The organism is Neisseria sp. P0021.S007 (assembly GCF_051956855.1).
The window spans coordinates 50,279-66,141 of sequence record NZ_JBQCXA010000003.1 but is presented as its reverse complement, the minus strand read 5'-3'; the positions used below and the strand labels follow the sequence as shown (position 1 = coordinate 66,141).

The 15,863-nt window shown below is 51.1% G+C and carries 17 protein-coding genes; 7 read left to right on the top strand and 10 right to left on the bottom strand.

Going from position 1 to position 15,863, the window contains the following annotated elements:
* Window positions 1-78: 78 nt before the first annotated feature.
* From ACTHUR_RS05670 to ACTHUR_RS05660, 3 genes are all read right to left on the bottom strand, one after another.
* Window positions 79-1,053, bottom strand: coding sequence for a class 1 fructose-bisphosphatase (locus ACTHUR_RS05670; protein WP_049344695.1), 975 nt, complete (start codon window positions 1,051-1,053; stop codon window positions 79-81).
* 67 nt (window positions 1,054-1,120) lie between these two features.
* Window positions 1,121-1,474 (bottom strand): hypothetical protein, encoded by a 354-nt coding sequence (locus ACTHUR_RS05665; protein WP_049344694.1) that lies wholly within the window; start codon window positions 1,472-1,474, stop codon window positions 1,121-1,123.
* Between the two features lie 130 nt (window positions 1,475-1,604).
* On the bottom strand, window positions 1,605-2,450 hold the full coding sequence (locus ACTHUR_RS05660) for a 23S rRNA (adenine(2030)-N(6))-methyltransferase RlmJ (RefSeq protein ID WP_049344693.1): 846 nt from the start codon (window positions 2,448-2,450) through the stop codon (window positions 1,605-1,607).
* Between the two features lie 125 nt (window positions 2,451-2,575).
* Between ACTHUR_RS05660 and ACTHUR_RS05655 the strand changes: the two genes are divergently transcribed.
* Together ACTHUR_RS05655 and ACTHUR_RS05650 are read left to right on the top strand one after the other, a co-directional pair.
* Window positions 2,576-3,190 (top strand): riboflavin synthase subunit alpha, encoded by a 615-nt coding sequence (locus ACTHUR_RS05655; protein ID WP_049344692.1) that lies wholly within the window; start codon window positions 2,576-2,578, stop codon window positions 3,188-3,190.
* Between the two features lie 16 nt (window positions 3,191-3,206).
* Window positions 3,207-4,073 (top strand): ATP-binding protein, encoded by an 867-nt coding sequence (locus tag ACTHUR_RS05650; protein ID WP_049336551.1) that lies wholly within the window; start codon window positions 3,207-3,209, stop codon window positions 4,071-4,073.
* Between the two features lie 65 nt (window positions 4,074-4,138).
* Here ACTHUR_RS05650 and ACTHUR_RS05645 read toward each other — a convergent pair whose 3' ends face one another.
* Window positions 4,139-4,567: a Spy/CpxP family protein refolding chaperone gene (locus ACTHUR_RS05645; RefSeq protein WP_049336552.1), complete on the bottom strand. Its 429-nt coding sequence runs from the start codon at window positions 4,565-4,567 to the stop codon at window positions 4,139-4,141.
* Between the two features lie 277 nt (window positions 4,568-4,844).
* Here ACTHUR_RS05645 and rpe point away from each other — a divergent pair, with 277 nt between their 5' ends.
* Entirely contained in the window at window positions 4,845-5,525 is a 681-nt protein-coding gene (gene rpe / locus ACTHUR_RS05640) for a ribulose-phosphate 3-epimerase (protein ID WP_070625401.1), read from the top strand.
* 105 nt (window positions 5,526-5,630) lie between these two features.
* Here rpe and ACTHUR_RS05635 read toward each other — a convergent pair whose 3' ends face one another.
* Window positions 5,631-7,013 (bottom strand): phosphomannomutase/phosphoglucomutase, encoded by a 1,383-nt coding sequence (locus ACTHUR_RS05635; protein WP_440361179.1) that lies wholly within the window; start codon window positions 7,011-7,013, stop codon window positions 5,631-5,633.
* Window positions 7,014-7,134: 121 nt separating this feature from the next.
* Entirely contained in the window at window positions 7,135-7,974 is an 840-nt protein-coding gene (ypfJ, locus tag ACTHUR_RS05630) for a KPN_02809 family neutral zinc metallopeptidase (protein ID WP_004519832.1), read from the bottom strand.
* 186 nt (window positions 7,975-8,160) lie between these two features.
* Between ypfJ and ACTHUR_RS05625 the strand changes: the two genes are divergently transcribed.
* Window positions 8,161-8,658: a YbhB/YbcL family Raf kinase inhibitor-like protein gene (locus tag ACTHUR_RS05625; RefSeq protein WP_039862157.1), complete on the top strand. Its 498-nt coding sequence runs from the start codon at window positions 8,161-8,163 to the stop codon at window positions 8,656-8,658.
* A 76-nt stretch (window positions 8,659-8,734) separates the two neighbouring features.
* On the opposite strand, the gene ACTHUR_RS05620 is transcribed toward ACTHUR_RS05625, so the two are convergent.
* From ACTHUR_RS05620 to ACTHUR_RS05610, 3 genes are all read right to left on the bottom strand, one after another.
* Window positions 8,735-9,244, bottom strand: a complete 510-nt coding sequence (locus ACTHUR_RS05620; RefSeq protein ID WP_004519830.1) for a peptidylprolyl isomerase — start codon at window positions 9,242-9,244, stop codon at window positions 8,735-8,737.
* Between the two features lie 117 nt (window positions 9,245-9,361).
* Window positions 9,362-10,777, bottom strand: coding sequence for an SLC13 family permease (locus tag ACTHUR_RS05615; RefSeq protein ID WP_049336559.1), 1,416 nt, complete (start codon window positions 10,775-10,777; stop codon window positions 9,362-9,364).
* 265 nt (window positions 10,778-11,042) lie between these two features.
* Window positions 11,043-12,215, bottom strand: a complete 1,173-nt coding sequence (locus ACTHUR_RS05610; protein ID WP_440361178.1) for a sugar transporter — start codon at window positions 12,213-12,215, stop codon at window positions 11,043-11,045.
* Window positions 12,216-12,365: 150 nt separating this feature from the next.
* On the opposite strand from ACTHUR_RS05610, the gene ACTHUR_RS05605 reads away from it, so the two are divergent.
* A complete protein-coding gene (locus ACTHUR_RS05605; protein ID WP_004519826.1) occupies window positions 12,366-12,575 on the top strand; it encodes a heavy-metal-associated domain-containing protein in 210 nt (69 codons plus the stop codon).
* Window positions 12,576-12,821: 246 nt separating this feature from the next.
* Here ACTHUR_RS05605 and cueR read toward each other — a convergent pair whose 3' ends face one another.
* On the bottom strand, window positions 12,822-13,214 hold the full coding sequence (gene cueR, locus ACTHUR_RS05600) for a Cu(I)-responsive transcriptional regulator (RefSeq protein ID WP_440361177.1): 393 nt from the start codon (window positions 13,212-13,214) through the stop codon (window positions 12,822-12,824).
* A gap of 147 nt (window positions 13,215-13,361) precedes the next feature.
* On the opposite strand from cueR, the gene ACTHUR_RS05595 reads away from it, so the two are divergent.
* Together ACTHUR_RS05595 and ACTHUR_RS05590 are read left to right on the top strand one after the other, a co-directional pair.
* On the top strand, window positions 13,362-13,571 hold the full coding sequence (locus ACTHUR_RS05595; RefSeq protein ID WP_003674677.1) for a heavy-metal-associated domain-containing protein: 210 nt from the start codon (window positions 13,362-13,364) through the stop codon (window positions 13,569-13,571).
* 99 nt (window positions 13,572-13,670) lie between these two features.
* Window positions 13,671-15,833, top strand: coding sequence for a heavy metal translocating P-type ATPase (locus ACTHUR_RS05590; RefSeq protein ID WP_440361176.1), 2,163 nt, complete (start codon window positions 13,671-13,673; stop codon window positions 15,831-15,833).
* Window positions 15,834-15,863: the final 30 nt, after the last annotated feature.

The following is a 15,863-nucleotide window of genomic DNA, read 5'->3' as shown; positions in this document are numbered from 1 at the left end:
TCATTTCTTTGATTTCTTAACGAAAGGCCGTCTGAAAATTATATTTCAGACGGCCTTTTTTGGTTTCAATATATCCGATTATTTTTGATGCAGATTGTAAACGTATTCGACTTCTTCGCGGCTGCCCATGAATACGGCAACACGTTGGTGCAGGCCGGTAGGTTGGATGTCGAGCATGGCTTCGATGGCGTTGTTTGATGCGCCGCCGGCTTGTTCCATAAGCAGGCTCATCGGGTTGGCTTCGTACATCAGGCGCAGTTTGCCCGGTTTGGATGGGTCGCGTTTGTCTTGCGGATACATGAATACGCCGCCGCGCATCAGGATGCGGTGGATTTCGGCAACCATGCTGGCTACCCAGCGCATATTGTAGTTTTTGCCGCGTACGCCGGTTTCGCCTGCCAGCAATTCGTCAATGTATTGTTGAACAGGGGCGAACCAATGTCTTTGGTTGGACATATTGATGGCGAATTCTTTAGTAGACTCGGGAACGCGCGGATTTTCTTTGGTCAGCAGGAATTGGTTGGCATCGTCCAGAGTGAAGACGAACACGCCGTGACCGACAGTCAGTACCAGTTGTGTTTGCGGACCGTATAAAACATAACCTGCGGCCACTTGGTCGCGGCCTTTTTGCAGGAAGGACTCGGTAGTTAATGCGCCTTCTGGTTTCGCCAAGATGGAGAAGATGGTGCCGACGGAGATGTTGACGTCGATATTGGAAGAGCCGTCCAACGGGTCAAACAATACCAAATAGCCGCCGTTTTCGTGTGTGGCGACATAGGTGTCTTCTTCTTCGCTGGCAAGGCCTGCGATGTTGGCATTGGCTTTTAAAACATCAATCATGATGTTGTTGGCAATGACGTCAAGTTTCTTTTGGTCTTCGCCTTGGATGTTGCCGGTACCTGCCATGCCCAAAACGCCGGAAAGCGCGCCGAGGCGGACTTTGGCGTTGATGTCCAAACAGGCGGCGGCTACGGATTCCAGTACGCTGGCCAGCTCTTGCGGCAGTTTGTGTTCGGGCAGGTGTTGGGCTAAGAATTGGTTCAGTGTCTTCATGGTTTCACTCTTTTCCTAAGTTTGAATCGAATATTTTTCAATTTCAGGCCGTCTGAAAACGGCGTGTTCATTTGGTTTTGCTCTCGGCCATGCCTAAAACTTCTTTAGTGCAGGCGATGCTGGTGTCTTTGATGCGTTTTTTCAGCTCGTCGCTGATGGAGTCGCTGCCGCCCAAAAGCGATGTCGCTTCTTCAGGATTGATTTGGTCGACTGTTTTTTCGCCGATGCAGCGGCAGATTTTTTCAGTGGTCGCGGAATCAAACGGGCTTTTTCCGGAGGCTTTTTCTACGCAGGCTTCGGTTGCCGAGCGGACAAATTCGGTGCGGAAACTTTGGGTAAATTCTTCTTTAAATTCGTTTTTTGCTGATTCGCTGCACGCGCAGAGCAGGAGTGTGCAGGCTAGGGGTGTGCGTATATTCATGAGTGGACGGCCGTTAATTGTTATGTTGTGAATTGTAGTGGAAAAAGGCTTAAGTATAAAGGGTTAAGGCCGTCTGAACAGGTATGGCGGCAAAATCAAAGCGTTTGGGTATACGTTCAGACGGCAGTGTTTATTTCGTTTTGCTTTCCAATACATAATGCGCGCCGACATCTTGCGCCAAAATTTTGGCAAGTTCGGGCAGATTGTTTTGCAACTGTTCGGCAAGCATATAGGGCGGGTTGATGACGAACATGCCGCTGCCGTGCATACCGAAGCCGTCGCTGCGCGGCGTATGGACATGAAGCTCGGCGTGCAGATAATTGTCGGGAGCGATTTTTTTGAGTTCGTCCGGAAGTTTGCGGCTTTCTTCGCGGCTCAAGCAGGGATACCAAACCATGTAGCAGCCGGTTTCAAAGCGTTTTAAAGCATCTTTCAAGACTTGGACGACACGGCGGTAGTCTTGTTTTTCTTCGTAGGGCGGATCAATCAAGACGGCGGCGCGGCGCGGCGGAGGAGGCAGAAGTGAAATCAAACCTTGATAACCGTCCGCTTGGCTGACCTGCACTTTACGCGCAGGGCGAACTTCGCGCATATTGTTTTGTAAATGGACAAAATCGGCAGGGTGCAGCTCAAAGAGGCGCATTTTGTCGCTGTCGCGCGTGAGCGCCTGTGCTAGCCAAGGCGAGCCGCAGTAAAGGTTGTCTTGCGGCAGTATTTGTTTCAGACGGCCCACAAATTCGGCCAATTCGGCAGGCAGCTTGTCAGCTTGTTCCAAGAGCACAAAGCCTTGTTTGTATTCGCCGACTTTTTGCGCTTCATCGCCGCTCAAATCATACAAACCGGCACCGCTGTGCGTATCGATATACCAATAGGGCTTGTCTTTGCGGTTGAAATATTCGAGGACGAGGAAGAGGGTAAAGTGCTTGAGCATATCGGCATGGTTGCCGGCATGGAAGGCGTGGCGGTAGCTGAGCATGATCGGGCTGCGGAAATAAAAATTCGATTATACCCCAAACCATCGCCATCACCGCTTTCAGACGGCCTTTGTGCCTGGAAAATGCTACAATATCCGCCTTATCGTACCATCGGAAAGAAGACATCATGTTTACAGGCATCGTACAAGGTATGGGCAAAATTACAGACATCGCCCAACCTTCGCCCGACTTTCGTACCCACACAGTTGAGCTGCCCCCCGAAATCGCCGACAATCTGCAAACCGGCGCCTCTGTCGCCAACAATGGTTGCTGCCTGACCATTACCCGAATCGACGGCAACAAAGTCAGCTTTGATTTGATGGACGAGACCTTACGTAAAACCAATCTCGGCAGCTTGAAAGTCGGCGACAGTGTCAATTTGGAACGCGCGGCGCGGTTTGGCGATGAAATCGGCGGCCATGTAATGAGCGGCCATGTGATGGCGGTTACCCGAATTTCCCGAATTGAATCAAGCGAGTTCAACCGTACAGTTTGGTTTGAGCTGCCGGAAAACCTCAAGCCCTACATCCTGACCAAAGGCTTTGTCGGTTTGGACGGTTGCAGCCTGACCATAGGTGAAATCAGCGACAGCGAATTTTGCGTACACCTGATTCCGGAGACTTTGGAGCGCACCCTGTTTGGCAGCCGCAAAGAAGGCGACCTCATTAATATTGAAATCGATCCGCAAACCCAAGCCGTTGTCGATACCGTGATGCGAGTATTGGCGCAAAAGGCCGTCTGAAAAAAAGAAAGCCGAAATGAAATTATCCAATTTTTTGAAAAAAGCGAATTCCGTTTTAAACCGTCTGGATTTAATCCTGCCTGACGAAGCCGGTAAAACCGACTGGCGCGCTTTGGCCTACCGTTGGCACAGCGTGGGCAAAAAAGGCATTTTGGAAAGCCTGCCACGTCCGCATACGTTTCCTTTGAGCAGATTGGCGGCAGTCGGTTCGCAAACCGACAGGCTGAAACGCAATACCGAGCAATTTTTGGCAGGCCGTCCGGCAAATAATGTCTTGATGACCGGCGCACGCGGTACGGGCAAATCTTCCTTGGTTAAAGCGTTGTTACACGAATACGCCGAGCGCGGCCTGCGACTGATTGAGGTGGATAAAAGCGATTTGATCAGCTTACCGGCTTTGTTGACGCTGTTGTCTGAGCGTCCCGAGAAATTTATCGTTTTCTGCGATGATTTGTCGTTTGAAACCGGTGATGAGACCTATAAAGCCTTGAAAACTGCTTTAGACGGCGGACTGTCGCAACGTTGCACCAATGTTTTGGTTTATGCCACTTCCAACCGCCGTCATTTAATTCCTGAATACATGGATGAAAACGGCGGTACTACGGGCACTCGCGGCGAAATTCATCAGAAAGAGGCCGTCGAGGAGAAAATCTCCCTTTCCGACCGCTTCGGTTTGTGGCTGAGTTTTTATCCTTTCGATCAAAACGATTATTTGACCGCCGTAGCCAACTGGTTGGAAGATTTCAATGTTCCTTTTGATGACACGGCACGCCAAGCCGCGTTGCAATGGGCGCAAATGCGCGGCAGCCGTTCAGGCCGTTCGGCATGGCAGTTTGCCTGCGACTGGGCAGGTCGGTTGCCGGAAGAAAGAGTGCTGGATTAAGGCGAAAAAAGCAAAGGCCGTCTGAATATGGTTTCAGACGGCCTTTTTGTATTTTTATTTATCCATCAGCGCAAGCATGAAGACAACCATTGCTGGCGTTGGCGCGGATTGAGCAGATGGTAGAGGCGGTATTGGATTTCCATTTCATCTACCGCATAGTCCATGCTGGAGAGGTAGCGGTTTTCAACATAATCGCGGGCGGCGTTTGAGTCGAATGAGTCGCCGGAGAGGATTTTGATGATGGTTTGACGGCGGTTGCGGTCGGAGCGTACAGTTTTACGGTAGGCTTTATCGTTGATTTGTTTGAAATCGGTACGCAGGCGGCGCAGGGCGGCGTGTTGGTCGGCGGATAAATTGAGCTGTCGGATGTCGCAATTCGGGTGAAAGTCGTCCAAAGTGGCCAGAAACGGACCGGCATGTGCAGGCAGACTGGAACAGAGTAGGGCAAGTGCTAAGAAAATAAAAGTCGGATAGCGGGAAAGTGCAACAGACACGGTGTTTTCCTAATGTTTCATCAGGTTTGGAAATATAACCGATAAGCGTGTGAAAGGCAGTATCAATGCAGTTAACTTTTGTTAATGATGTTAGATTTTTTTGAATGTGTATGTAATCTAATAATTTATTTTCAAAGCCTTACTATGTGATTATAAGTTTCATTAATGTATATGAAATGTAAATTCACAAAAATGACGGCAGAGACGTTGTCGGCGGCATACAACATAGGGTTAAAAATGCGATAATGACAAAGGAACACACTTTAGGAGAATAAACATGACCGACTACCGTATTGCCCCCAGTATTTTGTCTGCCGATTTTGCCCGTTTGGGCGAAGAGGTTGCCGAAGTTATCCGCGCGGGTGCGGATTTGATTCATTTTGACGTGATGGACAATCATTATGTGCCGAATCTGACTTTCGGCCCTATGGTTTGTGCGGCTTTGAAACCGTATGCAACCGTGCCGGTCGATGTGCATTTGATGGTTGAGCCGGTGGACGATTTGATTCATGCGTTTGCCAAATCCGGTGCCAATATCATTACCTTTCATCCCGAAGCCAGCCGCCATGTCGACCGCAGCTTGGGTTTGATTAAAGAATACGGCTGTCAGGCAGGCTTGGTATTGAATCCTGCTACGCCGGTTAATATTCTGGAAAACGTTTTGGACAAACTGGATATGGTGTTGCTGATGTCGGTCAACCCGGGCTTTGGCGGGCAAAGCTTTATCCCGAATACGCTGGTGAAAATCCGCAAAGTGCGCGAGATGTTGGACGAGTATGAACGGCAAAGCGGCCGCCATATCGCATTGGAAGTCGATGGCGGCGTGAAGACAGACAATATTGCTGAAATTGCGGCTGCAGGTGCGGATACGTTTGTGGCCGGTTCGGCGATTTTTGGCAAACCGGATTACAAAGCCGTTATCGATGAAATGCGTCAACAGTTGGCGCAAGTCGGATAACTAAGCCGGGATATTCTTGGTTTTTCAAACTTTGGAATAACAATATTGAATATTAAAGGCCGTCTGAAATGATTTTCAGACGGCCTTTTGCTTTAGCCTAAACCCTTACAGCGGCCATTTCAATGCAGGATTGCTTTCAATGACTGCTTTGAATTGGTTTTGGATACGTTCAATCGCTTCTTGCGTATCCGCTTCAAAACGCAATACCAAAATCGGCGTGGTATTGGAAGCACGCATTAGGCCGAAGCCGTCAGGGAATTCAACGCGCAAGCCGTCGATGGTAATGATTTCGGTCGCACCTTCAAACTTGGCATTGGCAGCCAGTTCTTCAATCACTTTGTGGCCGTTGCTGCCTTCCGGCAGGTCAATGTTGAGTTCCGGAGTGGAAATGCTTTGCGGCAGCTTGTTCAACACTTCGGACGGATTGTCGAAGGCAGACAGGATTTCTAAGAGGCGTGCGCCGGCATACATACCGTCGTCGAAGCCGTACCAGCGTTCTTTAAAGAAGATGTGTCCGCTCATTTCGCCGGCAACCAGTGCGCCGGTTTTTTTCATGGTGGACTTGATGAAGCTGTGGCCGGTTTTTTCCATCACAGGATCACCGCCGTGTTCTTTAATCCAAGGTGCGAGCAGGCGGGTGGATTTGACGTCGAAAATCACTTTGGCTTTAGGATTGCGGCTCAACACGTCTTGCGCGAAAAGCATCAGTTGGCGGTCTGGATAGATGATGTTGCCGTCTTTGGTCACCACGCCCAAGCGGTCGGCATCGCCGTCAAATGCCAAGCCGATTTCGGCATCGCCGTTTTTGAGCTCGACGATGAGGTCTTGCAGGTTTTTCGGTTTGGAAGGGTCGGGGTGGTGATTAGGGAAGTTGCCGTCCACTTCGCAGAAAAGTTCGGTTACTTCGTTGCCCAAGCCTTTGTAGAGTTTGCCCGCGAATGCGCCCCCGACACCGTTGCCCGCGTCGATGGCGATTTTCATCGGGCGTTTGAGCTTGATGTGGCCGACGATGTTGTTGTGGTATTCGCCAGAGATGTCTTTTTCGGTTACGCTGCCTTGTTTGTCGGCGGCAACAAAACCGTCTTTTTCAACAATGGCTAAAAGTTCTTGAATGGCTTCGCCTGCGAGCGTGTCGCCGCCGAGCATCATTTTGAAACCGTTGTAATCAGGCGGATTGTGGCTGCCGGTAATCATCACACCGCTGCCGCCACATTCGTTGATGGCCGCGAAGTAGAGCATAGGGGTGGCAACCATGCCGACATTGAGGACGTCGATGCCGCTGTCTGTGAAACCGCGTTGAATCTGCGCCATCAGGCCGGGGCCGCTCAAGCGTCCGTCGCGGCCGAGTGCGATGCGGGTAATGCCTTTTTCGGAGGCTTTGGTGGCAATGGCTTTGCCGATTAAGTAGGCAGCTTCGTCAGTCAGAGTTTTACCGACGATGCCCCGGATGTCGTAGGCTTTGAAAATGTCGCGGGCGATATTTGCCATGTGGATTTCCTTTGAATTTAAGGGAAAATAATAGGCGTTATTCTAACACGGCTAAAAGGCCGTCTGAAGAATTCAGACGGCCTTTTGTCGTTACATCAAAGAACAGTGTTGCTTGGACGAATCAATTGTTGAAAGTGTTGCACTGGTTGATGTCGCCGCTTTCCAAACCGCGCTTGAGCCAAGTCATGCGTTCTTCGGACGAGCCATGAGTAAAGCTGTCGGGAACGACATAGCCCTGAGCCTGTTTCTGCAAGCGGTCATCACCGACGGATTCGGCAGCAAGCATGGCTTTTTGAATGTCTTCGGCTTTGAAGATGTTGTTGTTGACGGCGTAGTGTCCCCAAATACCGGCGAAACAGTCGGCCTGCAATTCGAGTTTGACGGAAAGGGCATTGGCCTCTTTCTTGCCGACTTGCTGTTGCATTTTGTGGACTTTAGGCAGAATGCCGAGCAGGTTTTGAACGTGATGGCCGACTTCATGGGCAATAACGTAGGCAAACGCAGCATCGCTGGCAGATTTGAGTTTGGTGCGCATGTCTTCGTAGAAACTCAAATCCAAATAAACTTTTTGGTCGCCCGGGCAGTAAAACGGACCCATGGCAGATTGGCCCGTACCGCAGGCGGTGGACGTGCCGCCTTCATACAACACCATGGTTGCCGGTGTATAGCGTTGGCCGTGTTGTTGGAAATATTTGCTCCATGCTTTTTCCGTATCGGCAAGGACGACGCGGGACAGTTCGTTCAACTCGGCTTCTTGTTGGCTGTCGAGTCGGGAAGCTTGCTGGGTAGGAATGCCCATCGAAGATGAGCCGCCAACCAAACCGCTCAAATCCACGCCGTAATATGCGCCGACCAAAACCACGATAATGCCGAGTATGCCCGGTGTTTTGCCGCCACCGCCGCCACTGCTTCCGCGGCGATCTTCGACGTTTTGGCTTTGTTCACGACCTTTCCAATCCATAATGCGAATCCTGTGTAGTTTTCATGCGGCGGATTATACTATGGAATGTCAAATGTGTTTGATCGAATTGTGAATATTGCTTGAGGCCGTCTGAAAATGCGACATCGGGAAAGTGAAAACGGCAGTATCTTTCAGATGGCCTTGGTGTTTGTTAGAATGAGCCAACCTACTATTGGGAGATGTAAGATGAAAGTCAGCAGTAAAGCTATTGTTAACGGCGAATTTGAAGACAAATACGGCAAGCGCGGCAGCCAGTTCAGCCCGAGCGGTATGCCTTCTTATTCGATTCCTTTTGAGATCAAAGATGCACCTGAAGGAACAAAATCGTTTGCTGTGGTGTTGGAAGACAAAGATGCCATTTCAGCATCGGGTTTCGTATGGACGCATTGGTTGATTTCGGATTTGAAACGCACTTCCGTGGCAGAAAATGAAAGTATTTCTGCAACAGATTTCACACAGGGCGCGAACACTTGGGCGAGCGCGTTGGGTAAATTTGAAATCGAAGAGGCCTCATTTTACGGCGGTATGGCACCACCGAACAACCGTCATCGTTATGAACTGATTGTGTACGCGCTGGATACCGTTTTGGATTTGCCGCGCGGTTTCCGCTTTAATGAGCTGCATTTTGCCATGCAAGGCCATGTTTTGGATTCGGCATGCGTGGTCGGTACTTATGATGTGTGACGGTATGTGTCATTATTGAAAAACAGCCTGTCCGTTTGCAATTCGGACAGGCTGTTTTTATGGGAAATCAAATCGATTAAACCACTTCGGCTTTAGTGATGATGACAGGTTCGCTCGGTACGTCGTCGTGGTAGCCGTGACGTTTGGTAGAAACGCCTTCGATGGCATCGACAACGTCAAAACCGTCAACGACTTTACCGAATACGGCATAGCCCCAGTCTTGGACGACAGTTTTGCCGTACAACTCTTTAGAACGGAAGTTCAGGAAAGCGTTGTCGGCAGTGTTGATGAAGAATTGCGCGCTGGCAGAGTGCGGATCGGAAGTACGCGCCATGGCGATGGTGTATTTTTCGTTAGGTAAACCGTTGGACGCTTCGTTTTGAATCGGATCGCGGGTTTCTTTTTCGTTCATGTTTTCATCCATGCCGCCGCCTTGAATCATAAAGCCTTTGATGACGCGGTGGAAGATTACGCCGTCGTAGAAGCCATCTTTAACGTATTGCTCGAAGTTTTTAGCAGTAACGGGGGCTTTGTCGAAATCGAGTTCGATTTTGATGTCGCCTTTGTTGGTGTGCAGGATAATCATGGGTTTCCTTTCGTTAGAATCCGGTTTTAATCATTCGTTAAATTGTGTCTGAATGACAAACTTCAAGGCCGTCTGAAAAATATTCTTTCAGACGGCCTTGTTGTTTAGGTCGATGGTTTACATCAGTACAGCATAAGCCCACAGAGCAACCAATACCACGCAGAGGATGTTCAGCAATAAGCCGACATTCATCATTTCGCGTTGTTTGATTAAGCCTGTACCGAACACAATCGCGTTAGGCGGTGTGGCAACCGGCAACATGAAGGCACAAGATGCGCCGACACCGATGACGAATACCAAGACTTGTTCCGGCAGACCCATTTGCGCGGCAATGCTGGCGAAAATAGGCACAAGCAGGGCGGCGGAAGCCGTGTTACTGGTGAACTCGGTAAGGAAGATGATGAAAGTGGCAACCACGAAAATCACCAGCAATGCAGGAGAGTGGGAGAACGTGGAAGCAACTTGCTGACCCAATGCTTCAGATGCGCCGGAAGATTGCAGCAACGCGCTCAAGCTGATACCGCCACCGAAGAGCATCAATACACCCCAGTCGGTATTGCGGGCAACTTCTTTCCATTGCGCCACGCCGAATACGACGACGGCAACGGCGGCAATCAGGGCAATAACGGTATCAGGGTTGGAAATACCGAATGCGGCTTTGATTTTGGAGCTGAATACCCAAGCGATGGCTGCGGCCAAGAAAATCAACAGCGCGATAACGCGGTGCAAAGTCCAAGGGATAGATTCAGCTTTAACTTCCACGCGCTCATTCAAATTAGGTTTGAGGATGACGTACATGGAGAACAGCATCAGCGGCAGAATCAACAGCATCATCGGCAGGCCGAGTTTCATCCAGCCGACGAAGTCCAAGTTCAGCGCTTTGGCGGCAATCATGTTCGGCGGAGAACCGACCACGGTACCCAAGCCGCCGATACTGGCGCAGTAGGCGATACCGAGCAGGACGAAAACATAGGTTTTGCGTTCTTTTTCTTGGTCGAGGTGGCTCATCATACCCATTGCCAAAGGCAGCATCATCGCGGCAGTCGCAGTGTTACTGATCCACATAGACAGGAAGGCGGTAACGGCAAACAGCATCAACACGGCAACTTTCATATTGCCGCGGGACAGGCGCAACAGGCTGACGGCGATTTTACGGTCGAGACGCTGCATGTGCAGGGCGGTTGCAAGCGCGAAGCCGCCGAAGAAGATGTAAATCGTCGGGTCGGAGAAACCGGCCATCGCTTTTTTGATGTCCATATCCGGGAAGCCGAGTACAACGGCAAGGATAGGGATCATCAACGCGGTAACGGTAATGTGTACGGCTTCGGTAAACCAAAGTGCCGCAACAAAAATCAACAGCGCGATACCTTTGTTGGCATCGGGGCTGTAGGGAAGGATGTAATAAATGCCGAAGCAGACAACAGCAGAGATAATGGTCGTCAGCAGTCCTTTAAAGTCGGTAATCGGCTTCTGCGCACTGAGAAGCTCGACGTTCTCAGGATGCTGAGTCTTATCCTTGGCGTTTAAGTCCATGATGTATTCCTCTGAAACATGATTGGTTTTTCTTTTCAGCCGAACGTTCAGACGGCCTAATAGGCGACAGTATATTTGTAATTTGATGTAGTGTAAACAAATTGTAAATTATTTTTTAAAAATGAAATGAAAACCGGATAAGCAGCAAGAAAACTGCTTATCCGGCGGAATGAAGACCCATCGTGGGTTAATAAGCATCAGGACAAATCGGTAAAACTGCCAAAATTACGGCCGGGTCAGTAATACCATCCTGATTTATATGGATTTAAACGTTTTGCGTCAGATTGTCTTGTTCCTTAAACAACAAACCGCAAACGGCAAAACCTGTCGCAGCTAAGAGCGCGCCTGCAATGCCGATATTGGAAAGACCGAACCAAGTGGTCACGTAATGCCCCAAAAGCGCACCGCCGCCGATACCGACATTGTACAAACCTGAATAAATCGAGTTGGCTACATCTGTCGCATCGGAAGCAAACGTCAATACTTTGGAGACCATGCCCAAGCTGACGATGACGATGGCCACGCCCCAAATAAACACCAGCGCATATACCGCATACGGGAAAGAGGCAAGCGGCAGAAGCAGCAGGGCGGAGAGCAGGATGACCGCCACTGCGCCGAGCATAAACAAACGTTGCGCTTTGGCAAACCATTTGCCGAACAGATAAGATGCGGCAAATCCTGCCAAACCGTACAGGCTCAAAACGATGGTAACTTGTTCTGCCTTAAATCCGCCAACTTGCAACACAAAAGGCTCGATATAGCTGTATGCCGTGAAATGGGCTGTAATAATCAACACCGTCATTGCATAGAGTAGCATCAGGTTGCGGCGTTTGAACAAACTCGGCAGGCTGCTTAAAGAGCCGGTATTTTGGCTGGGTAAAGCAGGCAGATTTTTGGCCAACACCAGCATTACGCCGGCAGCGCAGACCCCGATCAGCAGGAAGCTGAGCTGCCAGCCGAAGTATTGCCCGACCACGCGCCCCAGCGGAATACCCAAAACCATCGCCAAAACCGAACCCGTACTGAGCAAGCCCAGAGCCTGATTGGTTTTGCCGGCGGGGGCAAGCCGTACCGCCAAAGAAGCCGTAATCGACCAAAAGATCGCGTGTGTCAGCGCAATCCCGACACGGCTGACCAAGAGGATGGTGAAGTTCCAAGAAAAGAACGACAGCGCGTGAAACAGCGCGAACAGTGCAAACAGCATCAGCAATAATTTGCGCCGTTCGATGTTTTTCGTCATCAGCATCAGCGGTAGCGATAGGAGCGCAACAATCCACGCATACACCGTGATCATCATGCCCACTTCCGTTGCCGGTTTGCCAAAGCTTTGACCGATGTCGCTCAAAAGCGCAATCGGAATGAATTCGGTGGTATTGAAAATAAACGCTCCCACCGCCAGCGCGCATACACTAACCCATTGTTTGAATGTTGAAGTCATTATTATGTCCGTTTGATGAAGCAAAAGGCGTTATTGTACACCTATCTGCATTTTTTCAGACGGCCTTAATGAAGAATTTGCAAGCTGTTTGTGTAAGGAGTAAAGTGTTCGGCAACCATATTTGATTTGTGTGAATGAAAGGAAATACAAATGCAAACTGTTACCCTCAACATCGATGGCATGACCTGTGGCGGCTGTGTTAAAAGCGTAACCCGTCTTTTGGAAGGCGTAGAAGGCGTGGAAAAAGCAGAAGTCAGCTTGGAAAACAAAAATGCAGTGATTACTTTTGATGAAAGCAAGACAGATACCGACGCGCTGATTGATGCCGTAGAAGACGGCGGCTACGATGTGGCTTTGTAACCGATAAGCGTATTTTGAAAAGGCCGTCTGAAACGCTTCAGACGGCCTTTGTCTCTTGATAACTTACTTTTTGCCATTATTTGGATTACACCGCCACACGGGTAAACAAAAGTTTTCGCGCATATCTGAAGCAAAGCGGCGGCAAGTGGCTGCCGTATTACAACGAGGCCTGTACCAAACCGTTAGCGGCCGACTAAGGCTACCTGAAACTTTTCAGGTAGACTGTTTCTATTCTGCCCAAGCCGCCTAACGCTCCTCCAGCCCGGCCAAAATCGCACAATCCGGGCAGTCGTCTCCCGCGCAGGCATCGTGCCAACGTTGCAGCTCGGCCACCATGCCCTGCAAGTGTTCGATTTTGGCTTCCAGCTCGGCGATGTGCCGCGCGGTGAGCGTTTTCACTTCGCGGCTGGTACGCTGCGGGTTGTGTTGCAGGCTCAAAAGCTGCCCGATCTGCGGCAGCGAAAAGCCCACTTCCCGCGCATGGCGGATAAAGCACAGCCGGACAAGGTCGGCCTGTCCGTAGCGGCGGTAGCCCGCTTCGCTGCGCGCGGCCGGGGCGATTAGGCCGTGCTTTTCGTAGTCGCGGATTTGTTTGGCGGAAAGGCCGCTCTCGGCCGCGGCCTGGCTGATGTTCATCATGATGCTTGACCTTTACTTCGGGTAAAGCTTTATAGTGGCGGCACTTAGCGGGAAAGCAAGAGCAGACCCATCATTTCAGGTTACCTGAAAGCTTTGGCTGCAACGGGCTTTAAAACCTCAGCCTCATTCCAACAGAAAGGAAACCCTATGCAAACCATCACATTAAACATCGAAGGCATGACCTGCGGCGGCTGCGTGAAAAGCGTTACCAGCATCCTCGAAGGCGTAAACGGCGTGGACAAGGCCGAAGTGAGCCTGGAAAACAAGAATGCCGTCGTGGAATTCGACCCCGCCCAAACCAACCCCGCCGCGCTGATAGAAGCGGTGGAAGACGGCGGCTTTGATGCGGCTTTGTAAATCGAATCGCAACAAATCGACTGCAACACCCCAAAGGCTACCTGAAAACCCTGCTCCGCTTTTTTCAGGTAGCCCAACCACATTCAGAAGGAAGAAACCATGCAACAAAAAGTCCGTTTTCAAATCGAAGGCATGACCTGTCAGGCCTGCGCTTCGCGTATTGAAAAAGTGTTGAACAAAAAAGATTTTGTCGAATCGGCAGGGGTGAACTTTGCCAGCGAGGAAGCGCAGGTTACGTTTGACGACAGCAAAACCTCCGCAGCCGACATCGCCAAAATCATTGAGAAAACCGGTTACGGCGCAAAGGAAAAAACGGAAGACGCGCTGCCGCAGCCCGAAGAAGCAGCGCATGTAAGCTGGAGGCTGTGGCTTTTGTTGGCCATCAATATTCCGTTCCTTATCGGCATGGCAGGGATGATGATCGGGCGGCACGATTGGATGATTCCGCCTGTATGGCAATTTGTGCTGGCAAGCGTGGTGCAGCTTTGGCTGGCGGTGCCGTTTTACAAAAGCGCGTGGGCAAGCATTAAGGGCGGGTTGGCGAATATGGACGTGCTGGTTACCATCGGCACGGTATCGATTTACCTGTATTCCGTTTATATGCTGTTTTTCAGCCCGCACGCGGCGCACGGCATGGCACACGTGTATTTTGAAGTAGGCGTGATGGTGATCGGTTTTGTGTCGCTGGGCAAATTTTTGGAACACCGCACCAAAAAATCTAGCCTCAACAGCTTGGGCTTGCTGCTCAAACTCACGCCGACCCAAGTCAACGTGCAACGCGATGGCGAATGGAAACAACTGCCCATCGACCAAGTGCAAATCGGCGACCTTATCCGCGCCAACCACGGCGAACGCATTGCCGCCGACGGCATCATCGAGAGCGGCAGCGGTTGGGCGGACGAGAGCCATCTTACCGGCGAATCCAACCCCGAAGAGAAAAAGGTGGGCGGCAAAGTGTTGGCAGGTGCGCTGATGACCGAAGGCAGCGTGGTATACCGCGCTACGCAGCTCGGCAGCCAAACCCTGCTCGGCGACATGATGAACGCGCTGTCCGAAGCGCAAGGCAGCAAGGCACCGATTGCACGCGTGGCAGACAAGGCGGCGGCGGTGTTCGTGCCTGCCGTCGTGGGCATCGCGCTTCTGACTTTTATCGCCACTTGGCTGGTGAAAGGCGATTGGACGGTGGCGCTGATGCACGCCGTTGCCGTTTTGGTGATTGCCTGCCCGTGCGCGCTCGGTCTGGCGACGCCCGCCGCGATTATGGTCGGCATGGGCAAGGCGGTGAAACACGGTATTTGGTTCAAAGACGCGGCGGCGATGGAAGAAGCTGCTCACGTCGATGCTGTCGTGTTGGACAAAACCGGCACGCTGACCGAAGGCAGGCCGCAGGTTGCCGCCGTTTATTGCGTTCCCGACAGCGGCTTTGACGAAGATGCTTTGTACCGAATCGCCGCCACCGTCGAACAAAACGCCGCTCATCCGCTCGCCCGAGCCATCGTTTCCGCCGCCCAAGCGCGCGGTTTGGAAATCCCCGCAGCACAAAACGCCCAAACCGTTGTTGGCGCAGGCATTACCGCCGAAGTGGAAGGCGTGGGTTTGGTGAAAGCAGGCAAAGCAGAATTTGCCGAACTGACCTTGCCGAAGTTTTCAGACGGCGTTTGGGACATTGCAAGCATTGTTGCAGTCTCGGTCGATAACAAACCCATCGGCGCATTCGCACTTGCAGACGCGTTGAAAGCCGATACCGCCGAAGCCATAGGCCGTCTGAAAAAACACAATATCGATGTCTATATTATGAGCGGCGACAACCAAGGCACGGTCGAATATGTCGCCAAACAACTGGGCATCGCACACGCCTTTGGTAATATGAGTCCGCGCGATAAAGCCGCCGAAGTGCAGAAACTCAAAGCCGCCGGCAAAACCGTGGCGATGGTCGGCGACGGCATCAACGACGCACCCGCGCTCGCCGCCGCCAACGTCAGCTTCGCCATGAAAGGCGGTGCGGACGTTGCCGAACACACCGCATCCGCCACACTGATGCAGCATTCGGTCAACCAGCTCGCCGATGCCCTGCTGGTGTCGCAGGCAACTTTGAAAAACATCAAGCAAAACCTGTTTTTCGCCTTCTTCTACAATATTTTGGGCATTCCGCTCGCCGCGCTCGGCTTTTTAAACCCCGTTATCGCAGGCGCGGCAATGGCGGCAAGCTCGGTTTCCGTGTTGAGCAATGCCTTGCGCCTGAAACGGGTGAACATTGAGTGATAATATAAAGGCCGTCTGAAGATTGTTTTT

Bases quoted from the DNA above. Each gene is read 5' to 3' on its own strand.
- ACTHUR_RS05670 (WP_049344695.1), bottom strand. From the start codon at position 1,053: ATGAAGACACTGAACCAATTCTTAGCCCAACACCTGCCCGAACACAAA.
- ACTHUR_RS05665 (WP_049344694.1), bottom strand. From the start codon at position 1,474: ATGAATATACGCACACCCCTAGCCTGCACACTCCTGCTCTGCGCGTGC.
- ACTHUR_RS05660 (WP_049344693.1), bottom strand. From the start codon at position 2,450: ATGCTCAGCTACCGCCACGCCTTCCATGCCGGCAACCATGCCGATATG.
- ACTHUR_RS05655 (WP_049344692.1), top strand. From the start codon at position 2,576: ATGTTTACAGGCATCGTACAAGGTATGGGCAAAATTACAGACATCGCC.
- ACTHUR_RS05650 (WP_049336551.1), top strand. From the start codon at position 3,207: ATGAAATTATCCAATTTTTTGAAAAAAGCGAATTCCGTTTTAAACCGT.
- rpe (WP_070625401.1), top strand. From the start codon at position 4,845: ATGACCGACTACCGTATTGCCCCCAGTATTTTGTCTGCCGATTTTGCC.
- ACTHUR_RS05635 (WP_440361179.1), bottom strand. From the start codon at position 7,013: ATGGCAAATATCGCCCGCGACATTTTCAAAGCCTACGACATCCGGGGC.
- ypfJ (WP_004519832.1), bottom strand. From the start codon at position 7,974: ATGGATTGGAAAGGTCGTGAACAAAGCCAAAACGTCGAAGATCGCCGC.
- ACTHUR_RS05625 (WP_039862157.1), top strand. From the start codon at position 8,161: ATGAAAGTCAGCAGTAAAGCTATTGTTAACGGCGAATTTGAAGACAAA.
- ACTHUR_RS05620 (WP_004519830.1), bottom strand. From the start codon at position 9,244: ATGATTATCCTGCACACCAACAAAGGCGACATCAAAATCGAACTCGAT.
- ACTHUR_RS05615 (WP_049336559.1), bottom strand. From the start codon at position 10,777: ATGGACTTAAACGCCAAGGATAAGACTCAGCATCCTGAGAACGTCGAG.
- ACTHUR_RS05610 (WP_440361178.1), bottom strand. From the start codon at position 12,215: ATGACTTCAACATTCAAACAATGGGTTAGTGTATGCGCGCTGGCGGTG.
- ACTHUR_RS05605 (WP_004519826.1), top strand. From the start codon at position 12,366: ATGCAAACTGTTACCCTCAACATCGATGGCATGACCTGTGGCGGCTGT.
- cueR (WP_440361177.1), bottom strand. From the start codon at position 13,214: ATGATGAACATCAGCCAGGCCGCGGCCGAGAGCGGCCTTTCCGCCAAA.
- ACTHUR_RS05595 (WP_003674677.1), top strand. From the start codon at position 13,362: ATGCAAACCATCACATTAAACATCGAAGGCATGACCTGCGGCGGCTGC.
- ACTHUR_RS05590 (WP_440361176.1), top strand. From the start codon at position 13,671: ATGCAACAAAAAGTCCGTTTTCAAATCGAAGGCATGACCTGTCAGGCC.